Below are 18,931 nucleotides of genomic sequence, written 5' to 3'. Positions count from 1 at the left end.
CGACGGACCGCAGGACGGATCCCAGGACGGACCCCAGGACGGACCCCAGGACGACTGGATCGACACGACGTACGAGCCCCGGCCCGGGCTGACCCACCGCGACGCCGACTGGGCGGGCCTGCGGGTGCTCGTCTGCGGGCTCGGGGTGAGCGGCTTCGCCGCCGCCGACGCCCTCGCCGAGCGCGGCGCGCTCGTCACCGCCGTCGACGGCCTGCCGCCGGGGGAGCGCACCGTCGTCGACGAGCGCGCCGGGATCCTCGACATCCTCGACGTCACCGTGCGCCAGGGGCCCGAGCACGTCGCCGCGCTGCCGCCGGAGGACGTCGACCTCGTCGTCACCTCGCCCGGCTGGCGTCCCGACCAGCCGCTGCTGCTCGAGGCCGCCGCCCGCGGCATCCCCGTGTGGGGCGAGGTCGAGCTGGCCTGGCGGATGCGGACCAGGGAGGGCGCCGCGCCCTGGCTGACCATCACCGGCACCAACGGCAAGACGACCACGGTCGGGATGCTCACCTCGATCCTGCGCGCCGCCGGGCTGCGGGCCACGGCGGCCGGCAACGTCGGCACGCCGATCCTCGAGGCCGTGCTGCACCCCGACCCGTACGACGTCATCGCCGTCGAGCTGAGCAGCTTCCAGCTGCACTGGCAGCGCTCGGTCTCGCCGGTCGCCTCCGCCTGCCTCAACGTCGCCCCCGACCACCTCGACTGGCACGGCTCGTTCGAGGAGTACCTGCGGGCCAAGGGCAAGGTCTACGAGCACACCCACATCGCCTGCGTCTACAACGTCAACGACCCGCTGACCGAGCAGCTCGTCATGGAGGCCGAGGTCGTCGAGGGCTGCCGCGCCATCGGGTTCACCCTCGGCGTCCCCGCGCCGTCGATGCTCGGCCTCGTCGAGGACGTCCTCGCCGACCGCGCCTTCGTCGAGCAGCGGGCCAGCTCGGCCGCCGAGCTCGGCACCCTCGCCGACCTGCAGGGCGACGCCCCCGACGTCGCACCGCACTACGTCGCCAACGCGCTCGCCGCCGCGGCCCTCGCCCGGGCGTACGGCGTCGGCCCGCTCTCGGTCCGCGACGGCCTGCGCGCCTACCGCCCCGAGCCGCACCGGATCGCCGAGCTCGGCAGCGTCGACGGGGTCCGCTTCGTCGACGACTCCAAGGCGACCAACCCGCACGCCGCCGAGGCCTCGCTCACCGCGTACGAGTCGATCGTCTGGGTGGCCGGTGGGCTGCTCAAGGGCGCCGAGGACGCCGTCCTCGACGAGCTCGTGGCCCGCGCGAAGGGCCGGCTGCGCGGCGTCGTGCTCATCGGCCGCGACCGCGCCCGGCTGGCCGAGGCGCTCGCCCGACACGCCCCGGATGTCCCCGTCGTCGACGTCGATCCGTCGGACACTGGGGCCATGCCGGGAGCCGACGTCATGGATCTCGTCGTCGAGCGGGCGGCGGGACTCGCGCACCCCGGTGACGTCGTGCTGCTCGCCCCGGCCGCCGCCTCGATGGACATGTTCACCGACTACGGCGCGCGCGGCGACGCCTTCGCCGCCGCCGTGGCCCGGCACCGCACCCGCCGCGAGGGCGGGGCGTGACCGCCGCCGGCGCCCCGGTCCCGGCGGGGCGCCGTCCCCGCGACACCCGGGGTGATGCGACCGCGGGCGGGCTGCGCGGTGCCGCGGCGCGCCTCGAGTCGCCGGTGACGACGTACTACGTCCTGCTCGGCACCACCGCGCTGCTCGTCGTCTTCGGGCTCGTCATGGTGCTGTCCGCCTCGACCGTCACCTCGATCGAGGCCGGCGGCTCGGCCTTCTCCGACTTCGCCAACCAGGCGATGTTCGCCGTGCTCGGCGTCGTCGTCGCGGCCGTGGCGGCGCACCTGCCCGTGCGGTGGTTCCGGCGGCTCGCCGTGCCCGCGTTCGCGACGGCGATCGCGCTGCAGCTGCTGACCTTCACCGGTCTCGGCGTCACCGTCCTCGGCAACCGCAACTGGATCAGGCTGGGGCCGGTCACGGTGCAGCCGTCGGAGATCCTCAAGCTCGCGCTCGTCCTGCTCGGCGCCGTCGTGCTGTCGAAGAAGCAGCGGCTGCTGGACCGGCCCCTGCACGTCCTCGTGCCGTTCCTCGTGCCCTGCGTGCTGGTCGGCCTCGGGCTCGTCCTCAAGGGCGGCGACCTCGGCACCACCCTCGTCCTCGTCGCGATCGTCGGGGCGGTGCTCTTCACGGCCGGGGTGCCCGGACGCTTCTTCGGGGTCGCCGCCGTCGTCGCCGCGCTCGCCGTCGTCGCGCTCGTCACGACGAGCGGCAACCGGATGGCGCGGGTCCAGGCCTACCTCGGCGGGCACTGCACCTCCGACGAGGCCGCCTCCTGCTACCAGACCGTCCACGGGCTCTACGCGCTCGCCGACGGCGGCTGGTGGGGCGTCGGCCTCGGCGCCAGCAAGGAGAAGTGGAGCTGGCTGCCCGAGGCCCACAACGACTTCATCTTCGCGATCATCGGCGAGGAGCTCGGGCTGCCGGGCACGCTCGTCGTCCTCGCCCTCTTCGGCGTGCTCGCCTGGGCCTGCTACCGGCTCGTCGTGCGCTCCACCGACCCGTTCGTGCGCGTCGCCAGCGCCGGGGTCATGGTGTGGATCCTCGTCCAGGCCCTCATCAACATCGGCGTCGTCATCGGTCTGCTCCCGGTCATCGGCATCCCGCTGCCGCTCGTCTCCTCCGGCGGGTCGGCCCTCGTCATGACCCTCGCCGCGCTCGGGATGCTGCTCGCCTTCGCGCGCAACGAGCCCGGCGCGCGCGAGCTGCTGGCCGAGCGCCCGAGCCTCGTGCGCAGCTCGCTCTCCGTCCTGCCGAGCCGCCGGCACCGGCGCACACCGTGAGCGCGTCCTCCCCGGGTCCCTCGTCGGTGCTGCTGGCCGGCGGGGGGTCGGCCGGCCACGTCTCGCCGCTGCTGGCCCTCGCCGACGCGCTGCGCCGCCGCGACCCAGGCGTCCGGGTCACCGCCCTCGGGACGTCGACCGGGCTCGAGGCGCGGATCGTCCCCGAGCGCGGCTACCCCCTCGCCACGGTGCCCAAGGTCGCCATGCCGCGCCGGCCGAGCGCCGACCTCGCCCGCCTGCCCGGGGCGCTGCAGGGGGCGGTCGCCGCGGCCGGCCGGGCCATCGACGAGGCGGGCGCCCAGGTCGTCGTCGGCTTCGGCGGCTACGTCAGCACGCCCGCCTACCTCGCTGCCCGCCGCCGCCGGCTGCCGATCGTCGTCCACGAGCAGAACTCGACGCCCGGGCTCGCCAACCGCCTCGGCGCGCGGCTGACGCCGTACGTCGCCACGACGTTCCCCGAGACGCGGCTGGCCCACGCCCGGGTCCTCGGGATGCCCCTGCGCCCGGAGATCACCGGCCTGGACCGCGCGGCGCAGCGCCCCGCGGCGCTGGCCGCGCTGGGGCTCGAGGACGGGTGGCCCACCGTGCTGGTCACCGGGGGCTCGCTCGGCGCGCAGCGCCTCAACGAGGCCTTCGCGGCCGCCGGCGGCGACCTCGCCGCCGCGGGCGTCCAGGTCCTGCACGTCACCGGGCGCGGCAAGGCGGTGCCCGCGCCCGCGCGGGTGCCGGGCGGGGCGCCGTACGTCGTCCTCGAGTACGCCGACCGCATGGAGCTGGCGTACGCGGCCGCCGACCTCGTCGTGTGCCGCTCGGGTGCCAACACCGTCTGCGAGCTGACCGCCGTCGGCCTGCCGGCCGTCTACGTGCCGCTGCCGATCGGCAACGGCGAGCAGCGGCTCAACGCGCGCCAGGTCGTCGCCGCCGGCGGCGGGCTGCTCGTCGACGACCCGCGGCTGAGCGCCGACTGGGTCCGCCGCGAGCTCGTCCCGCTCGCGGGCGACGCCGGGCGGGTCGCCGCGATGGCGGCCGCCGCCGCGTCGGTGGGCCGGCGGGGGGCGGACGACGCCCTCGCCGACCTCGTCCACGAGGCCTTCGCGGGGGGCCGGTCGTGACGCTGCCCGCCACCCGCTTCGACTTCACCGCCCCCGTGCCGCCGGCCGCGGACCTGGGCCGGGTCCACTTCATCGCCATCGGCGGGGCGGGGATGTCCGGCGTCGCCCGGGTCATGCTCACCTCCGGGGTGCCCGTCAGCGGGTCCGACGCCCGCGGGTCGGCGCTGCTCACCGCCCTCGAGCACGAGGGCGCGCAGGTCTGGGTCGGGCACGACGCGAGCCACGTCGACGGCGCCGACACCGTCGTCGTCTCCTCGGCGGTGCGCGACGGCAACGTCGAGCTCGCCGCCGCCCGCGAGCGCGGCCTGCGGGTGCTGCACCGCGCGCAGGGCCTCGCCTCGACGATGGTCGGCGCGCGCGGGGTCGCCGTCGCCGGCGCCAACGGCAAGACGACGACGACGTCGCTGCTCGTCGTCGCCCTCCAGGCGGGCAGCCTCGACCCGTCCTTCGCGCTCGGCGGGGAGCTGACCGCCCTCGGCACCAACGCGCACCGCGGCACCGGCGACGTCTTCGTCGTCGAGGCCGACGAGTCGGACGGCTCGTTCCTCTGCTACCGCCCGCAGGTGGCCGTCGTCACCAGCGTCCAGGCCGACCACCTCGACTTCTACGGCGACCTCGCCACGGTCGAGGAGGCCTACCGGGCCTTCGTCGACACCATCGCCAGCGACGGGCTGCTCGTCGCCTGCGTCGACGACCCGGGCGCCCGGGCGCTCGCCGAGCACGCCCGGGGCCGCGGCCTGCGGGTCGTCGGGTACGGCGAGGCGCCGGACGCCGACCTGCGGGTCACCGACGTCCGCCACGACGGTCTGGCCTCCCGGGCGACCCTCACCCTCGACGGGAGGTCGAGCCCTCTCGTCCTCGCCGTCCCCGGTCACCACAACGTCCTCAACGCCGCCGGCGCGTACGGCGCCGCGGTCGCCGGGCTGGGGGAGGACCCCGCCGTCGTCCTCGCCGGGCTGGCCTCCTTCGCCGGCACCCGGCGCCGCTTCGAGCCGCGCGGCACCGCCGCCGGGGTGCAGGTCGTCGACGACTACGCCCACAACCCGGGCAAGCTGGCCGCCGTCGTGACGACCGGTCGCCGGCTCGTCGACGAGGCCCGCGAGCGGGGCGGGACCGCGCGGCTCGTCGTCGTCTTCCAGCCGCACCTCTACTCGCGCACGCGCGACTTCGCCGCCGAGCTCGGCGCCGCGCTCGTGCCCGCCGACGCGGTCGTCCTCATGGACGTCTACGCGGCCCGCGAGGACCCGGTGCCCGGCGTCTCCGGGGCGCTGGTCGCCGACGCGGTCGGTCACGCGGCCGCGCGCGCCGGGCAGCCCGGTCCGCAGGTCGTCTACGAGCCGTCGTGGGTGCACGTCGCGCCGCTCGTCGTCGAGCTCGTCCGCCCGGGCGACCTCGTCCTCACGGTCGGGGCCGGTGACGTGACGATGGTCGGCCCGGAGGTCCTGCTGGCCCTCGCCGAGCGCGAGCCGCGGGACGGGACCGCGCCGTCCGACGAGGCAGGGGAGGGGAGCGCATGAGCGTGCGCACGACACGACGGACCCCGTCCGGGACGGGGGGCGACGGCCCGGGCGCAGGGCGCCGGACCGCAGGCCGCGCCGCGCGCGGCGTCGCCTCCAGCCGGGCCCGCTTCGAGCGCCGCACGGCCCGGGCCCGCCGCCGCCCGTGGCGGCTCGCCGGGTGGGGGCTGCTCGTCCTCGCGGTGCTGCTCGGCCTCGTCTGGCTGCTCGCCCTCGGGCCGGTGCTCGCCGTCCGCGAGGTCCGGGTCACCGGGCTCACCGACGCGGGCGAGACCGCCGCGGTCCTCGCCGCGGCCGACGTCCCCGACGGCACCCCGCTCGCCCGCGTCGACACCGCGGGCGCCGCGCGCCGGGTCGGGGAGATCGCCACCGTCGCGAGCGTCGAGGTGACCCGGTCCTGGCCGGGGACCGTGACGGTGGCCGTCACCCGCAAGACGCCGGCCCTCGCGGTCCGGCTGCCCGACGGGACGCTGCGCGTGGTCGACACCACCGGGTCGCCGTACGAGCAGGTCGCCGCGGTCCCTGCCGGGGTGCCGCTCGTGACCTCCAGCAGCGCCTCGCCCGACCCGCAGGGGCTGCGCGCCGCCGCCGGGGTCCTCCAGGTCCTGCCCGCCGACCTGCGTCGCCAGGTCACCGGGATGACCGTCGCGAGCGCCGACGCCGTCTCCTTCCAGCTCGGCGACGTGACGGTCCGCTGGGGCGGGCCCGCCGACGGGCCGAAGAAGGCGCGGGTCCTGCAGATCCTCCTCGGGACGAAGCCGGCCACCGTCGACGTCTCCGCGCCGGACACCCCGACCACGACCTGAGGTCGTCGGGTCGAGGTCCCGGGGGCCCCACGGACCCCGTCCGTCACACCGGTACCATCACGGGGGTCGATCTCGCCTGCAGGTGCAGGACACGCCGGGCCACGACTTGGGCCCGCACGGGCCCGCGGCATACGGTCGGGCGGACACGTCGTGCGCGGACCCCCCGCGCCGGTGTCGACCTCCAGTAGACGTCAAGACTCTCGACTCCGCCTCGCACACCGCAGGAAGGCCCCATCGTGGCTGCAGACCCGCACAACTACCTCGCCGTCATCAAGGTCGTCGGCATCGGCGGTGGAGGTGTCAACGCGATCAACCGGATGATCGACGTGGGCCTCAAGGGCGTCGAGTTCATCGCCATCAACACCGACGCCCAGGCGCTGCTGATGAGCGACGCCGACGTCAAGCTCGACGTCGGCCGCGAGGCCACCCGCGGCCTCGGTGCGGGCGCCGACCCCGAGGTCGGGCGCCGCGCCGCCGAGGACCACCAGGAGGAGATCGAGGAGGTCCTCAAGGGGGCCGACATGGTCTTCGTCACCGCCGGCGAGGGCGGTGGCACCGGCACCGGTGGTGCCCCCGTCGTCGCGAGGATCGCCCGCAACCTCGGCGCCCTGACCATCGGCGTCGTCACCCGCCCGTTCACCTTCGAGGGCCGTCGGCGGGCCAACCAGGCCGAGTCCGGCATCGCCAGCCTGCGCGAGGAGGTCGACACCCTCATCGTCATCCCCAACGATCGGCTGCTGTCGATCAGCGACCGCAACGTCTCGATGATGGACGCCTTCCGCAGCGCCGACCAGGTGCTGCTCTCCGGTGTCCAGGGCATCACCGACCTCATCACCACCCCGGGTCTGATCAACCTCGACTTCGCCGACGTCAAGTCGGTCATGCAGGGCGCGGGCTCGGCCCTCATGGGCATCGGCTCGGCCCGCGGCGACGACCGCGCCGTCCAGGCCGCCGAGCTGGCCATCTCCTCGCCGCTGCTCGAGGCGAGCATCGACGGCGCCCACGGCGTCCTGCTGTCGATCTCCGGCGGCTCCGACCTCGGGCTGTTCGAGATCAACGAGGCCGCCCGCCTCGTCCAGGAGGCCGCGCACCCCGAGGCCAACATCATCTTCGGCACGGTCATCGACGACGCCCTCGGCGACGAGGTGCGGGTCACGGTCATCGCGGCCGGCTTCGACGGCGGTGGCCCGACCAAGCGCAACGACGGCGCGCTGGGCACCATCCAGGGCACCCCGGCGCCGCGCTCGACCAGCCCGTCCGGGCCGGCCGGCCAGCCCGCACCGACCGCCCCCACCGGTGGCCCGGCGGCCCCGCGACCCTCCTTCCAGCAGGCCGCGCCGCAGCCGTCGTACCAGCAGGCCCCCGCGCAGGCGGCACCGCAGCAGTCCCCCCAGCAGTCCCCCCAGCAGACCCCGCAGCCGGCGCCCGCCCAGCAGCCCGCGCCGGCCCAGCAGCCGGCGCAGAGCCCGCCGCGCACGGTGACGTTCGAGGACGGCGACGACCTCGACGTCCCCGACTTCCTCAAGTAGGACCGCCGTGCCCGGGGTCCGGCCACCCGTGCCGCTGCGCGGCGAGCGGGTGGTCGCCCCGGGGGTGGAGGGCGCGTGGGGCTACCGGTGGGGGTTCACGACCCGCCGCGGCGGGGTCAGCGCGCCGCCGTACGACGCCCTCAACCTCGGCGGCGCGGTCGGCGACGACCCGGCGGCCGTCGCCGCGAACCGGTCCGCGGTCGCGGCGACGTACGACGTCCCGCCCCCGCGGCTGATCTTCATGGCCCAGTGCCACGGCACCCGCGTCGTCCGGGTCGACGGGCCGTGGGAGGGCGACCCGCCCGCCTGCGACGCGGTCGTGACGACCCGCGGCGACGTCGCGCTGGCCGCGCTCGTCGCCGACTGCACGCCGGTGCTGCTCGTCGACCCCGTGGCCGGGGTCGCCGCCGCCGTGCACGCCGGCCGCCCGGGGATGACCGACGGGGTCGTCGGCGAGACGGTCGGCGCGCTGCGCGACCTCGGCGCCCGCGACCTGCGGGCCGTCGTCGGTCCGGCGGTGTGCGGACGCTGCTACGAGGTGCCGCAGGAGATGGTCGCGGCCGCCGCGCGGCGCAGCCCGGTGTCGGCGACGGTGTCGTGGACCGGCACCCCCGCGGTCGACGTCGCCGCCGGCGTCGTCGACCAGCTCGTGCGCGCGGGCGTCGCGGTGGACTGGGTCCCCGGGTGCGCGCGCGAGGACCCCGACCTCTACTCCTACCGCGGCGACGGCCTCACCGGCCGGTCCGCCGGCGTCGTCCGGCTGCTGGCGCCGACGTCGCCCGAGCCGGGCGGGACGTCGTGAGCGGCGACGACCCGCGCCGGGTCGAGCTGGCCGAGCGGCTCGCCGCCGTCGAGCAGCGGGTGGCCCGCGCCTGCGAGGACGCCGGCCGCGACCGGTCGCAGGTCACCCTCGTCGTCGTGACGAAGTTCTTCCCCGCCGCCGACGTGCGGCTGCTGGCCGGGCTCGGCGTGCGCGACGTGGGGGAGAGCCGGGTCCAGGAGGCCCTCGCCAAGGCGCAGGAGGACGCCCTCGCGCCCTGGCCGGCGCCGGCGGGGGAGCGCCTGACGACGCACTTCATCGGCCAGGTCCAGACCAACAAGGCGGCCGCCGTCGTCGGCTGGGCCGACCTGATCCACTCGGTCGACCGGCCCAAGCTCGTCCGCGCGCTCGACCGGGCGGCGCAGGCGGCCGGCACGGTCCAGGGCGTGCTGCTCCAGGTGGACCTCGAGGACGGCGCGGACGCGGGCCGTGGCGGGGTGCGGCCGGCCGACCTGCCGGCCCTCGCCGAGCTGACGGCCGGGTCCGAGGGCCTCGACCTCGCCGGCCTCATGGCCGTCGCGCCGCGTGGTGCCGACCCGGACGCCGCCTTCGCGCGGCTCGCCGAACTCGCCGCGGAGGTCAGGGCGTCGTACCCCGGCGCGGTCGTCGTCTCGGCCGGGATGAGCGGCGACCTCGAGGACGCGGTGCGGCACGGGGCGACACACCTGCGTGTCGGGTCGGCAATCCTCGGCGCGCGCCCGGGCGTTCGCTAACGTCGCTGGCGACACCGGGACCCGCTCGACGCGGCCCGACGGCGGGCACGACGCCGAGCACGACGCCGAGCAACATCACCGAGGCATTTCGAGGAGTTCACCGTGGCTGGGGCACTGCGCAAGACGATGGTGTACCTCGGACTGGCCGAGGAGGACGAGCGCTACGACGGCTACGACGAGTACGACGACGAGGCGGGCCGCGACGACGCGCGCGGTCAGCGGACCGAGCGGGCCGAGCGCCCCCACGTCGCCGCCGTCCCCGAGCCCGAGACGGAGCACCGCGCCGCCGTCACCCCGCTGCCGCAGCGCCACACGCCCGTGGCCCGCGTCGTCCGCGAGACGGAGGTGGGTCAGCTGACCCGCATCACGACCATCCACCCGCGCACCTACAACGAGGCCAAGAAGATCGGCGAGGCCTTCCGCGACGGGACCCCGGTCATCATGAACCTGTCCGACATGGCCGACGACGACGCCAAGCGGCTCGTCGACTTCGCGGCCGGCCTGATCTTCGGGCTGCACGGCGAGATCGAGCGCGTGACCTCCAAGGTCTTCCTCCTCTCGCCGGCGCACGTCGAGGTGTCGACCGAGGAGTCCGTCCCCGGCCCGCGCCAGCAGCGCGGGTTCTTCAACCAGAGCTGAGCGCCGTCCGCGACCGGGTGGGAGCCGGCTGACAGCAGCCTGACGACCCGCCCACAGTCGCGTCGGTGACACTGGTCCCATGGGTCTGTTCTGGTCGCTGTTCCGCACCGTCGTCTTCCTCTTCTTCCTCGCGCTCATCGGGCGCCTGGTCATCGACTGGGTGCAGGTGCTGGCGCGCGACTGGCGTCCGCGCGGCGCCGTCCTCGTCCTCGCCGAGGGCGTCTACACCGTCACCGACCCGCCGCTCAAGGCGCTGCGCAAGGTCATCCCGGCGGTGAGCTTCGGCGGGCTGCGCATCGACTTCGCGTTCCTCGTCCTCATGGTCGTCACCTCGGTGCTGATGAACCTCAACCCGGTGTGACGGCGGCGGCCCGCGCGGGGAGATGCCCTTCGCGAGCCCGGAGGGCCCCACGGGACCCACGGTGTTGGTGGGACGAGGGGGCTTCGCTAACGTTGCGTCCGATAGCCCGACGACCGAGGTGGAGCCCATGGCGCTGACGCCCGAACAGATCCTCAACAAGCACTTCCAGACGACCCAGTTCCGGAAGGGTTATGACGAGCGCGACGTCGACGACTTCCTCGACGAGATCGTGGCCGAGATGCGCACCCTCATCGCCCAGCGCGACGACGTCACGCAGCAGCTGGACGACTGCCGCTCGGGCCGTGGGCTCGGTGCGGTGCAGGACGGCGGGGCCGCCCCCGTCGACGCCTCGCAGGCGGAGGCCACCCAGGCCCGCGTGGCCGAGCTCGAGGCGCGCCTCGGTCAGCTGCAGGGCCAGGAGCAGGAGGCCCAGGGCCGCCTGGCCAAGGTGAACACCGACATCGCCAACGCGGAGACCTTCCTCAAGGACCGCCAGGGCGCCGTGGACCAGTCGGTGCAGGAGCGCCTCGACGGCGCCGAGCGCACCGCCCGCGAGGCCACCGAGGCCAAGCAGGCCGCCGAGGCGCGGATCGCCGAGCTCGAGCGCCAGCTGGAGTCCGCGCACTCCGGCCACCAGGAGGCCAGCAGCGCCGGCGAGGAGGCCCAGACGCAGCTGCGCGAGCAGCTGACCGCGGCCGAGCAGCGGGCCGAGCAGGAGCAGGCCCGCGCCGACGCCGCCCAGCAGCAGGTCCAGCAGCTCCAGCAGGAGCTCGAGGCCGCCCGCACCAGCGCCCCGGCCGAGGCGGCCGAGGGCGAGACCGCGACCGGCGCCATGCGCGCCGTCGCGGCCGGCGCCGGCGGCGGCGCCAGCGCCGCCGCGCTCATCGAGCTGGCCCAGCGCCTGCACGACGAGCACGTCGGCCAGGGCCAGGCCAAGCACGACGAGCTGGTCTCCGAGGGGCAGCGCCAGCACGACGAGCTGGTCGCCGCGGCGCAGTCGCGTCACGACGAGCTGCTCGGCACCGGCCAGAGCGAGCACGACCGGCTCATCGCCGAGGCCACGGCCCGGCACGAGGAGCTCGTGACGACGGCGCAGTCGCGTCACGACGAGCTGCTCGGCACCGGCCAGAGCGAGCACGACCGGCTCATCGCCGAGGCCACCGCCCGGCACGAGGAGCTCATCACCGAGGGCCGCGAGCGCTCCACGGGCATGATCGCCGAGGCGCAGCAGAAGAAGGCCCGCGTCCTCGAGGAGCTCGAGGACGAGAAGCAGAAGCTGCAGAAGAAGATCGACCAGCTGCGCGGCTTCGAGCGCAGCTACCGCCAGCAGCTGCGCTCGTACCTCCAGGGCCAGCTCCAGGAGCTCGAGCAGACCGCCGTCGAGGGCGGCGGCGAGCCCGAGCCCGCCCCGGCCGAGAGCCACTGACCGCAGGCGGTCCGTCGCGACGGGCCCCGACCCCCCCCGGGGGGTCGGGGCCCGTCCGGGTCCCCCGCTGCGTCCGCACCCGTGGGGCACCGGTGCCGTCCCGCTGCGGACGCCAGGGGGACCCCGTGAGCGGCGAGCCGGTTTGGAGGCACGCTCACCCGGCCCGTATCCTGCGGCGCACGTCGCGCCCCAGGCCGAGACCGGTGCCGAGGGCGACCCGCCACCTTCGTTCAGAGAGGCCGTCCACCATGGCCCCATCGAGGTCCGTCCCCGCCAAGGCGGCCACCACCTCCCGTACGACGACCGCGGCGACCACGGCGGTGACGGCGAAGACGGCGGCGACGACGAAGGCCGCGCCGGCCAAGAAGGCGGCGACGACGAAGGCCGCGCCGGCCAAGAAGGCGGCGACGACGAAGGCCGCGCCGGCGAAGAAGGCGGCGACGACGAAGGCCGCGCCGGCGAAGAAGGCGGCGACCAAGACCGTGCCGGCCAAGAAGGCGGGGACGACGAAAGCCGCGCCGGCGAAGGCCGCGCCGGCGAAGGCCGCGCCGGCGAAGGCCGCGCCGGCGAAGGCCGCGCCGGCGAAGGCCGCGCCGGCGAAGAAGGCGGCGACCACGACCGTGCCGGCCAAGAAGGCGGCGACGACGAAGGCCGCGCCGGCGAAGAAGGCGGCGACCACGACCGCGCCGGCGAAGAAGACCGCGCCGGCCACGAAGGCCGCGACGACGAAGGCCGCGCCGGCCCAGAAGGCGGCCTCCAAGGCCGCCCCGGCGACGACGGCCTCGAGCACGACGAGGACGACGGCCCCGCCCCCGGCGACGGCCGCCCGCACGACCCCGGCGAAGAGCGCCACCCCGACCGCGGCCCGCCGGGCCGCCCCGACGACGAAGGCCGCCCCGGTGACGACCCCCGCCAAGAAGACCACCGCCACGACGACGAAGAGCACCACGAAGACGGCCACGAAGACGGCCACGAAGAAGACCGCCACGACGACCGCTGCGCCCGCGGGTCCGGTGACCGTCGGCGGGATCGAGTGGACCCAGGAGGAGCTGCGCGAGATCCGCGCCGAGCTCGAGACCGAGCGCGACAAGGCGCGGCACGACCTGCAGATCGCCGAGGCCGACCTGCAGGGCCTGCTGCGCGAGGCGGGGGACGGTGCCGGTGACGACCAGGCCGACGCCGGCGCGAGCATCGGCGGCCGCGACTACGAGATGACCCTCGCCGCCGGTCAGCGCGACAAGCTCGACCAGGTCGAGCACGCCCTCGAGCGGCTCGACGACGGCACGTACGGCACCTGCGAGAGCTGCGGGAAGCCGATCGGGAAGCTGCGGCTGCAGGCCGCCCCGCGCGCCACGCTGTGCGTCGACTGCAAGACCCGCCAGGAGAGCCGCTGACCCCGCCGACGCCGGCCGAGGGCGCGGGCGGGAGGATCGACCCCGTGGACGAGCCCCAGGACGACGCCGTACGGCCGGCGACCGACGCCTCCGGGCCTGCCCCGGACCTCGTCCGTCGCCGCCGGCTGACCCTGCTCCTGGCCGTTATCGCCGCCGTCGCCTACGTCCTGGACCAGCTGACCAAGCTGTGGGCCGTGGCCGCCCTCGGCGACGGCCTGCCCCGGCCCCTGCTCGGGTCGCTGCTGCGCCTCCAGCTCATCCGCAACCCCGGGGCGGCCTTCTCGCTCGGCACCGGCAGCACCTGGGTGCTCACGGTCGTCGCGGTCGTCGTCCTCGTCGTCATCGTCCGGTTCAGCCGCCGCCTGGGCAGCCTCGGCTGGGCGTGGGCCTTCGGGCTGCTCCTCGGGGGCGCGCTGGGCAACCTCACCGACCGGCTCGTCCGCGAGCCCGGCTTCGGCCGCGGCCACGTCGTCGACTTCATCGACTACTACGACCTGTTCATCGGCAACGTCGCCGACATCGCCATCGTGGCCGCCGCCGTCCTCATCGCCCTCCTCGCGCTGCGCGGGATCGGCGTCGACGGCCGGCGCGAGGGTCGCACGGAGCGCGAGCCGGCCGATGGCTGACACGCGCACCGTCCTCGTGCCCGACGGGCTGGAGGGGGAGCGGGTCGACGCCGCGCTCGCCCGCCTCTTCGGGCTGTCTCGCACGGCCGCGGCCCTGCTGGCCGCGGGTGGCGACGTCCTCGTCAACCACGCCGAGGTCGGCAAGTCGCACCGGGTCAGCGCCGGCGACCTCCTCGAGGTCGCCATCCCGGCCGCCGCCCCGGCGCCGCAGGTCGTCGCCGAGCCGGTGCCGGGCATGCGCGTCGTCCACGACGACGACGACATCGTCGTCGTCGACAAGCCGGTCGGGGTCGCCGCGCACCCCTCCGTCGGCTGGACCGGACCCACCGTCCTCGGCGGCCTCGCCGCGGCCGGCTACCGGATCTCGACGTCGGGCGCGAGCGAGCGGCAGGGCATCGTCAGCCGTCTCGACGTCGGGACGTCGGGCCTCATGGTCGTCTGCAAGAGCGAGTACGCCTACTCGGTCCTCAAGCGCGCGTTCAAGCAGCGCACGGTCGACAAGACCTACCACGCGCTCGTCCAGGGCCTGCCCGACCCGGTCGTCGGCACCGTCGACGCGCCGATCGGGCGCCACCCGGGCCACGACTACAAGTTCGCCGTCATGGACTCGGGCAAGCACGCCGTCACCCACTACGAGGTCATCGAGGCCTTCCGCCGCGCCTCGCTGCTCGAGATCCACCTCGAGACCGGTCGCACGCACCAGATCCGGGTCCACTTCTCGGCGCTGCACCACCCCTGCTGCGGTGACCTCACGTACGGCGCCGACCCCACCCTCGCCGCCCGCCTGGGCCTCGAGCGGCAGTGGCTGCACGCGATGGGGCTCGGCTTCGAGCACCCCGGGACGGGGCAGTGGGTGACCTTCGAGAGCACCTACCCGGAGGACCTCCAGCACGCCCTCGACGTCGTCGCCGAGGGCTGAGGAGAGCGCCCCGACGGCGCGTCGCGCCGACACGCCGGGGCGACCTGCGGACACGCCGTACGGCGTCGTCGCTGTCACCGCGGCGACCTAGAGTGGGCCCCTGCACCAGCCCCCGACACCCGCCCGTCACGACCCCCCAGAGCCGCCTGATGACCGTCACGCCGTCGCCCGACCAGAGCTTCGTCCACCTGCACAACCACACCGAGTACTCGATGCTCGACGGCGCCGCCCGCATCGACGAGCTGATGGCCGCCGCGGTCGAGATGGGCATGCCGGCGGTCGCCATGACCGACCACGGGTACCTCTTCGGGGCGTACGAGTTCTGGTCCAAGGCGCGCAAGCACGGCATCAAGCCGATCATCGGGCTCGAGGCCTACGTCACGCCCGGCACCCACCGCACCGACCGCACCCGCGTCAAGTGGGGCGACGAGCGCACGCCGGCCGGCGACGACCTGTCCGGTGGCGGCGCCTACACGCACATGACGCTGCTCGCGCGCACGACGCAGGGCATGCACAACCTCTTCACCATGGGCTCGATCGCCTCGCTCGACCAGGTGTACGCGAAGTGGCCCCGGCTCGACCGCGAGCTGCTGAACCAGTACGGCGACGGCCTGGTCGCCACCACCGGCTGCCCCTCCGGCGAGGTCCAGGTGCGGCTGCGGCTGGGGCAGTACGACAAGGCGAGGGAAGCGGCCGCCGAGTTCCGCGACATCTTCGGCGCGGAGCACTACTTCTGCGAGCTGATGGACCACGGCAACTCCATCGAGCGCCGGGTCCGCGACGACCTGCTGCGCCTGGCCAACGACCTCGGGCTGCCGCTGCTGGCGACGAACGACCTGCACTACACCCGCAAGGAGGACGCCAAGGCGCACGGCGCCCTGCTCTGCGTCCAGTCCGGCTCGACCCTCATGGACCCCAACCGGTTCGCGTTCGAGGGCGACGGCTACTACCTGAAGTCCCCGCAGGAGATGCGCCACCTGTGGCGCGAGCTGCCCGAGGCGTGCGACAACACGCTGCGGGTCGCCGAGATGTGCGACGTCGACTTCGTCGAGGGCGAGGGGCGCTTCATGCCGCGCTTCCCCTGCCCCCCGGGCGAGGACGAGACGTCGTGGTTCACCCGCGAGGTCCAGACCGGCCTGCGGCGGCGCTTCCCGCAGGGCGTCCCGGACTACGCGCTCAAGCAGGCCGCCTACGAGACCGAGGTCATCGTCGGCAAGGGCTACCCGGGGTACTTCCTCGTCGTCGCCGACTTCATCAACTGGGCCAAGGACAACGGGATCCGCGTCGGCCCCGGCCGTGGCTCGGGTGCCGGGTCGATGTGCGCCTACGCGATGGGGATCACCGACCTCGACCCGGTGCCCCACGGCCTGATCTTCGAGCGCTTCCTCAACCCCGAGCGAGCGTCGATGCCCGACTTCGACGTCGACTTCGACGAGCGCCGGCGCGGCGAGGTCATCAAGTACGTCACGGAGAAGTACGGCGCCGAGCGCGTCGCGCAGATCGTCACCTACGGCACGATCAAGGCCAAGCAGGCGGTCAAGGACGCCGGGCGCGTCCTCGGTCACCCCTTCGCGATGGGCGACAAGCTCACCAAGGCGATGCCCGCCGACGTCATGGGCAAGGGTGTGCCGCTGTCGGGCATCTACGACCCGGCCCACCCGCGCTACAACGAGGGCGCCGAGTTCCGCGCGCTCGTCGAGGTCGAGCCCGGCGCCCAGGAGGTCGTCGAGACGGCCAAGGGCCTCGAGGGCCTCAAGCGGCAGTGGGGCGTGCACGCCGCCGGCGTCATCATGAGCAGCGAGCCGCTCGTCGACGTCATCCCGATCATGCGCCGCCTGCAGGACGGCCAGGTCATCACGCAGTTCGACTACCCGAGCTGCGAGACGCTCGGCCTGGTCAAGATGGACTTCCTCGGTCTGCGCAACCTCACGATCCTCGACGACGCGATCGACAACATCCGCTCCAACCGCGACGAGGAGATCGACCTCGACGCGCTGTCGAAGACCCTCGACGACCGCGCCGCCTACGAGCTGCTCTGCCGCGGCGACACGCTCGGGGTGTTCCAGCTCGACGGCGGCGGCATGCGCTCGCTGCTCAAGCTCATGCAGCCGGACAACTTCGAGGACATCTCGGCGGCCCTCGCGCTCTACCGGCCGGGGCCGATGGGCGTCAACGCGCACACGAACTTCGCGCTGCGCAAGAACGGCAAGCAGGAGATCGTCCCCCTCGACCCGCAGCTGAAGGGCAAGCTCCAGCCGGAGATGGTGACGGCCCTCGAGCCGATCCTCGGCACGACGTACGGCCTGGTGATCTACCAGGAGCAGGTCATGGAGATCGCGCAGAAGCTCGCGGGCTACACCCTCGGCACCGCGGACCTGCTGCGCCGCGCCATGGGCAAGAAGAAGAAGGAGGTCCTCGAGAAGGAGTACGTCCCCTTCTCCGAGGGGATGAAGGCCAAGGGCTTCAACGAGGCCTCGGTCGCGGCGCTGTGGGGCGTGCTCGTCCCGTTCTCCGACTACGCCTTCAACAAGGCCCACACGGCGGCGTACGGCCTGGTGTCGTACTGGACGGCCTACCTCAAGGCCAACTACCCGGCCGAGTACATGGCCGCGCTGCTGACCAGCGTGCGCGACGACAAGGACAAGTCGGCCCTCTACCTCAACGAGTGCCGCCGGATGGGCATCAAGGTCCTGCCGCCCGACGTCAACTCCTCGATCGGCAACTTCGCGGCGGTCGGCACCGACATCCGCTTCGGTCTCGAGGCCGTGCGCAACGTCGGCGCCAACGTCGTCGAGGCGGTCATCCGCACCCGCGAGGAGAAGGGGGCCTTCTCCTCGTTCAAGGACTTCCTCGGCAAGGTGCCCGCCGTCGTCTGCAACAAGAGGACCATCGAGTCGCTCATCAAGGCCGGCGCCTTCGACAGCCTGGGGGAGAGCCGGCGCGGGATGCTCGAGGTGCACGAGCGCTACATCGACGCGCTCGTCGAGGTCAAGCGCCAGGAGGCCATCGGCCAGGACAGCCTGTTCGGGTCCTTCGGCGGCGGCGGCGACGAGGAGGCCGCCGGCGGCGCCGACGCGTTCGACGGGCTGCCCCCGGTGCCGCTCGCGGAGTGGGAGAAGGGCACGCTGCTCGCCTTCGAGCGCGAGATGCTCGGCCTCTACGTCTCGGACCACCCGCTGCTCGGCATCGAGCACGTCCTCGCCCAGCACGCCGACACCTCGATCGCCTCGCTGACCGGCGACGACTCGCCCCAGGAGGGCGCGAACGTCACCATCGCCGGTCTCATCACCGGCCTGCAGATCAAGCGGACGAAGAAGGGCGACCTGTGGGCCATCGCCACGGTCGAGGACCTCGACGGCGCGATCGAGTGCCTCTTCTTCCCGTCGTCGTACCAGACCTACGCGACCATGCTCGGCGCCGACGTCGTGTGCGTCGTCAAGGGCCGGGTCAACGCCCGCGACGACTCGGTGTCGATCTTCGCCCAGGACCTCGCGCTTCCCGACATCAAGGAGGGCCCGCGCGGGCCGGTCGTCGTCTCGCTGCCGCTGGTGCGGGCCACCGACGCCCTCGCGCAGCGGCTGGCCCAGACCCTGCGCGAGCACCCGGGGGTCACCGAGGTGCAGCTGCGGCTCACCCAGCCGGGGCGGTTCACCCTCATGCGGCTCGACGACACCCTGCGGGTCTCGGCGGGGCCGGCGCTCTTCGGCGACCTCAAGGCGCTGCTCGGGCCCTCCTGCCTCGCCGGCTGACGTCCGGCCAGGCTGCGTGCCCCGCCAGGAACGCTCCCGGAGGATGCCGTCACCCGCCGGTCCCGACGAGGATGACCGGTACGTGACGGTGGCGAGTTGAGGACATCCCGCCGGCGGCCGGATCGCGGTGACGTCGCCGGTGGAGGGCGGCCCGTCCTCCCGGGAAAGCGCCGATGTACGACATAACCGGGCGTTCCTCTCCCCGACACGGCGCGTCGTACGGCGTGTCGGGTCGTTCACGGGGTTGACGGCTCGCACGGCGAGCGGGTTGCTGCGGGACCCTTCGGATGACGCAACGCGTCACGCAGGTCCGTCGGGTCGACGGCGGGGACCCGTCAGACGGCGCTGTTATGGTCGTCAGCACGCACGGTCCTCCGGTCCCCGGGAGGGAGCGCCGGCCGCCTCGCGGCCCGGCGGACGGACGGGCTCCGTGCACGCGAGGGGTGCCGGCCGTGGGG

The 18,931-nt window shown here is 74.5% G+C and carries 16 protein-coding genes; 15 read left to right on the top strand and 1 reads right to left on the bottom strand.

Features of this window, described 5'->3' with window-relative positions; translation table 11 throughout:
- The first annotated feature begins 58 nt into the window (after positions 1-58).
- The 11 genes from murD to FB458_RS20750 all read left to right on the top strand — a co-directional run bounded on the left by murD (position 59) and on the right by FB458_RS20750 (position 11,785).
- Positions 59-1,582 (top strand): UDP-N-acetylmuramoyl-L-alanine--D-glutamate ligase, encoded by a 1,524-nt coding sequence (gene murD / locus FB458_RS20800; protein WP_246061666.1) that lies wholly within the window; start codon positions 59-61, stop codon positions 1,580-1,582.
- Positions 1,579-2,862, top strand: a complete 1,284-nt coding sequence (ftsW, locus tag FB458_RS20795; RefSeq protein ID WP_141850169.1) for a putative lipid II flippase FtsW — start codon at positions 1,579-1,581, stop codon at positions 2,860-2,862. The genes murD and ftsW overlap by 4 nt, the downstream gene beginning before the upstream one ends.
- Positions 2,859-3,974 carry an undecaprenyldiphospho-muramoylpentapeptide beta-N-acetylglucosaminyltransferase gene (gene murG, locus FB458_RS20790; protein ID WP_141850168.1) on the top strand — a complete coding sequence of 372 codons (1,116 nt, stop codon included), beginning with the start codon at positions 2,859-2,861 and terminating at the stop codon, positions 3,972-3,974. Before ftsW ends, murG begins: the two co-directional genes overlap by 4 nt.
- Complete coding sequence (gene murC, locus FB458_RS20785; protein WP_425460866.1) at positions 3,971-5,491, top strand: UDP-N-acetylmuramate--L-alanine ligase; 1,521 nt, start codon at positions 3,971-3,973, stop codon at positions 5,489-5,491. Before murG ends, murC begins: the two co-directional genes overlap by 4 nt.
- Complete coding sequence (locus FB458_RS20780; protein WP_141850167.1) at positions 5,488-6,297, top strand: cell division protein FtsQ/DivIB; 810 nt, start codon at positions 5,488-5,490, stop codon at positions 6,295-6,297. Before murC ends, FB458_RS20780 begins: the two co-directional genes overlap by 4 nt.
- 236 nt (positions 6,298-6,533) lie before the next feature.
- Positions 6,534-7,826 carry a cell division protein FtsZ gene (ftsZ, locus tag FB458_RS20775; protein WP_141850166.1) on the top strand — a complete coding sequence of 431 codons (1,293 nt, stop codon included), beginning with the start codon at positions 6,534-6,536 and terminating at the stop codon, positions 7,824-7,826.
- A 7-nt stretch (positions 7,827-7,833) separates the two neighbouring features.
- Complete coding sequence (locus tag FB458_RS20770; protein ID WP_425460865.1) at positions 7,834-8,628, top strand: purine nucleoside phosphorylase YfiH/LACC1 family protein; 795 nt, start codon at positions 7,834-7,836, stop codon at positions 8,626-8,628.
- Positions 8,625-9,359, top strand: a complete 735-nt coding sequence (locus FB458_RS20765) for a YggS family pyridoxal phosphate-dependent enzyme (RefSeq protein WP_170185779.1) — start codon at positions 8,625-8,627, stop codon at positions 9,357-9,359. The genes FB458_RS20770 and FB458_RS20765 overlap by 4 nt, the downstream gene beginning before the upstream one ends.
- 102 nt (positions 9,360-9,461) lie before the next feature.
- Positions 9,462-9,998, top strand: coding sequence for a cell division protein SepF (locus FB458_RS20760; RefSeq protein WP_141850165.1), 537 nt, complete (start codon positions 9,462-9,464; stop codon positions 9,996-9,998).
- Between the two features lie 79 nt (positions 9,999-10,077).
- Positions 10,078-10,359 (top strand): YggT family protein, encoded by a 282-nt coding sequence (locus tag FB458_RS20755; RefSeq protein ID WP_141850164.1) that lies wholly within the window; start codon positions 10,078-10,080, stop codon positions 10,357-10,359.
- A 127-nt stretch (positions 10,360-10,486) separates the two neighbouring features.
- On the top strand, positions 10,487-11,785 hold the full coding sequence (locus FB458_RS20750; protein ID WP_170185778.1) for a DivIVA domain-containing protein: 1,299 nt from the start codon (positions 10,487-10,489) through the stop codon (positions 11,783-11,785).
- Between the two features lie 154 nt (positions 11,786-11,939).
- On the opposite strand, the gene FB458_RS21985 is transcribed toward FB458_RS20750, so the two are convergent.
- Complete coding sequence (locus FB458_RS21985) at positions 11,940-12,746, bottom strand: hypothetical protein (RefSeq protein WP_246061430.1); 807 nt, start codon at positions 12,744-12,746, stop codon at positions 11,940-11,942.
- Between FB458_RS21985 and FB458_RS21980 the strand changes: the two genes are divergently transcribed.
- The 4 genes from FB458_RS21980 (at position 12,685) to dnaE (ending at position 18,473) form a co-directional block, all read left to right on the top strand.
- Positions 12,685-13,179 (top strand): TraR/DksA family transcriptional regulator, encoded by a 495-nt coding sequence (locus FB458_RS21980; protein ID WP_246061428.1) that lies wholly within the window; start codon positions 12,685-12,687, stop codon positions 13,177-13,179. The genes FB458_RS21985 and FB458_RS21980 overlap by 62 nt on opposite strands.
- 44 nt (positions 13,180-13,223) lie before the next feature.
- Positions 13,224-13,805, top strand: a complete 582-nt coding sequence (gene lspA / locus FB458_RS20740; protein WP_141850161.1) for a signal peptidase II — start codon at positions 13,224-13,226, stop codon at positions 13,803-13,805.
- Positions 13,798-14,724: an RluA family pseudouridine synthase gene (locus tag FB458_RS20735; RefSeq protein ID WP_141850160.1), complete on the top strand. Its 927-nt coding sequence runs from the start codon at positions 13,798-13,800 to the stop codon at positions 14,722-14,724. The genes lspA and FB458_RS20735 overlap by 8 nt, the downstream gene beginning before the upstream one ends.
- 149 nt (positions 14,725-14,873) lie before the next feature.
- On the top strand, positions 14,874-18,473 hold the full coding sequence (dnaE, locus tag FB458_RS20730; RefSeq protein ID WP_141850159.1) for a DNA polymerase III subunit alpha: 3,600 nt from the start codon (positions 14,874-14,876) through the stop codon (positions 18,471-18,473).
- The last annotated feature ends 458 nt before the right edge of the window (positions 18,474-18,931 follow it).

The sequence above is a fragment of the Lapillicoccus jejuensis genome (genome assembly GCF_006715055.1).
Classification (GTDB): Bacteria; Actinomycetota; Actinomycetes; order Actinomycetales; family Dermatophilaceae; genus Lapillicoccus; species Lapillicoccus jejuensis.
This window is presented reverse-complemented; position numbering and strand designations above follow the sequence as displayed.

Excerpts from the sequence above, each read along its gene's own strand:
- FB458_RS20780 (WP_141850167.1), top strand. The coding sequence starts at position 5,488 with ATGAGCGTGCGCACGACACGACGGACCCCGTCCGGGACGGGGGGCGAC.
- FB458_RS20755 (WP_141850164.1), top strand. The coding sequence starts at position 10,078 with ATGGGTCTGTTCTGGTCGCTGTTCCGCACCGTCGTCTTCCTCTTCTTC.
- FB458_RS20750 (WP_170185778.1), top strand. The coding sequence starts at position 10,487 with ATGGCGCTGACGCCCGAACAGATCCTCAACAAGCACTTCCAGACGACC.
- FB458_RS20735 (WP_141850160.1), top strand. The coding sequence starts at position 13,798 with ATGGCTGACACGCGCACCGTCCTCGTGCCCGACGGGCTGGAGGGGGAG.
- dnaE (WP_141850159.1), top strand. The coding sequence starts at position 14,874 with ATGACCGTCACGCCGTCGCCCGACCAGAGCTTCGTCCACCTGCACAAC.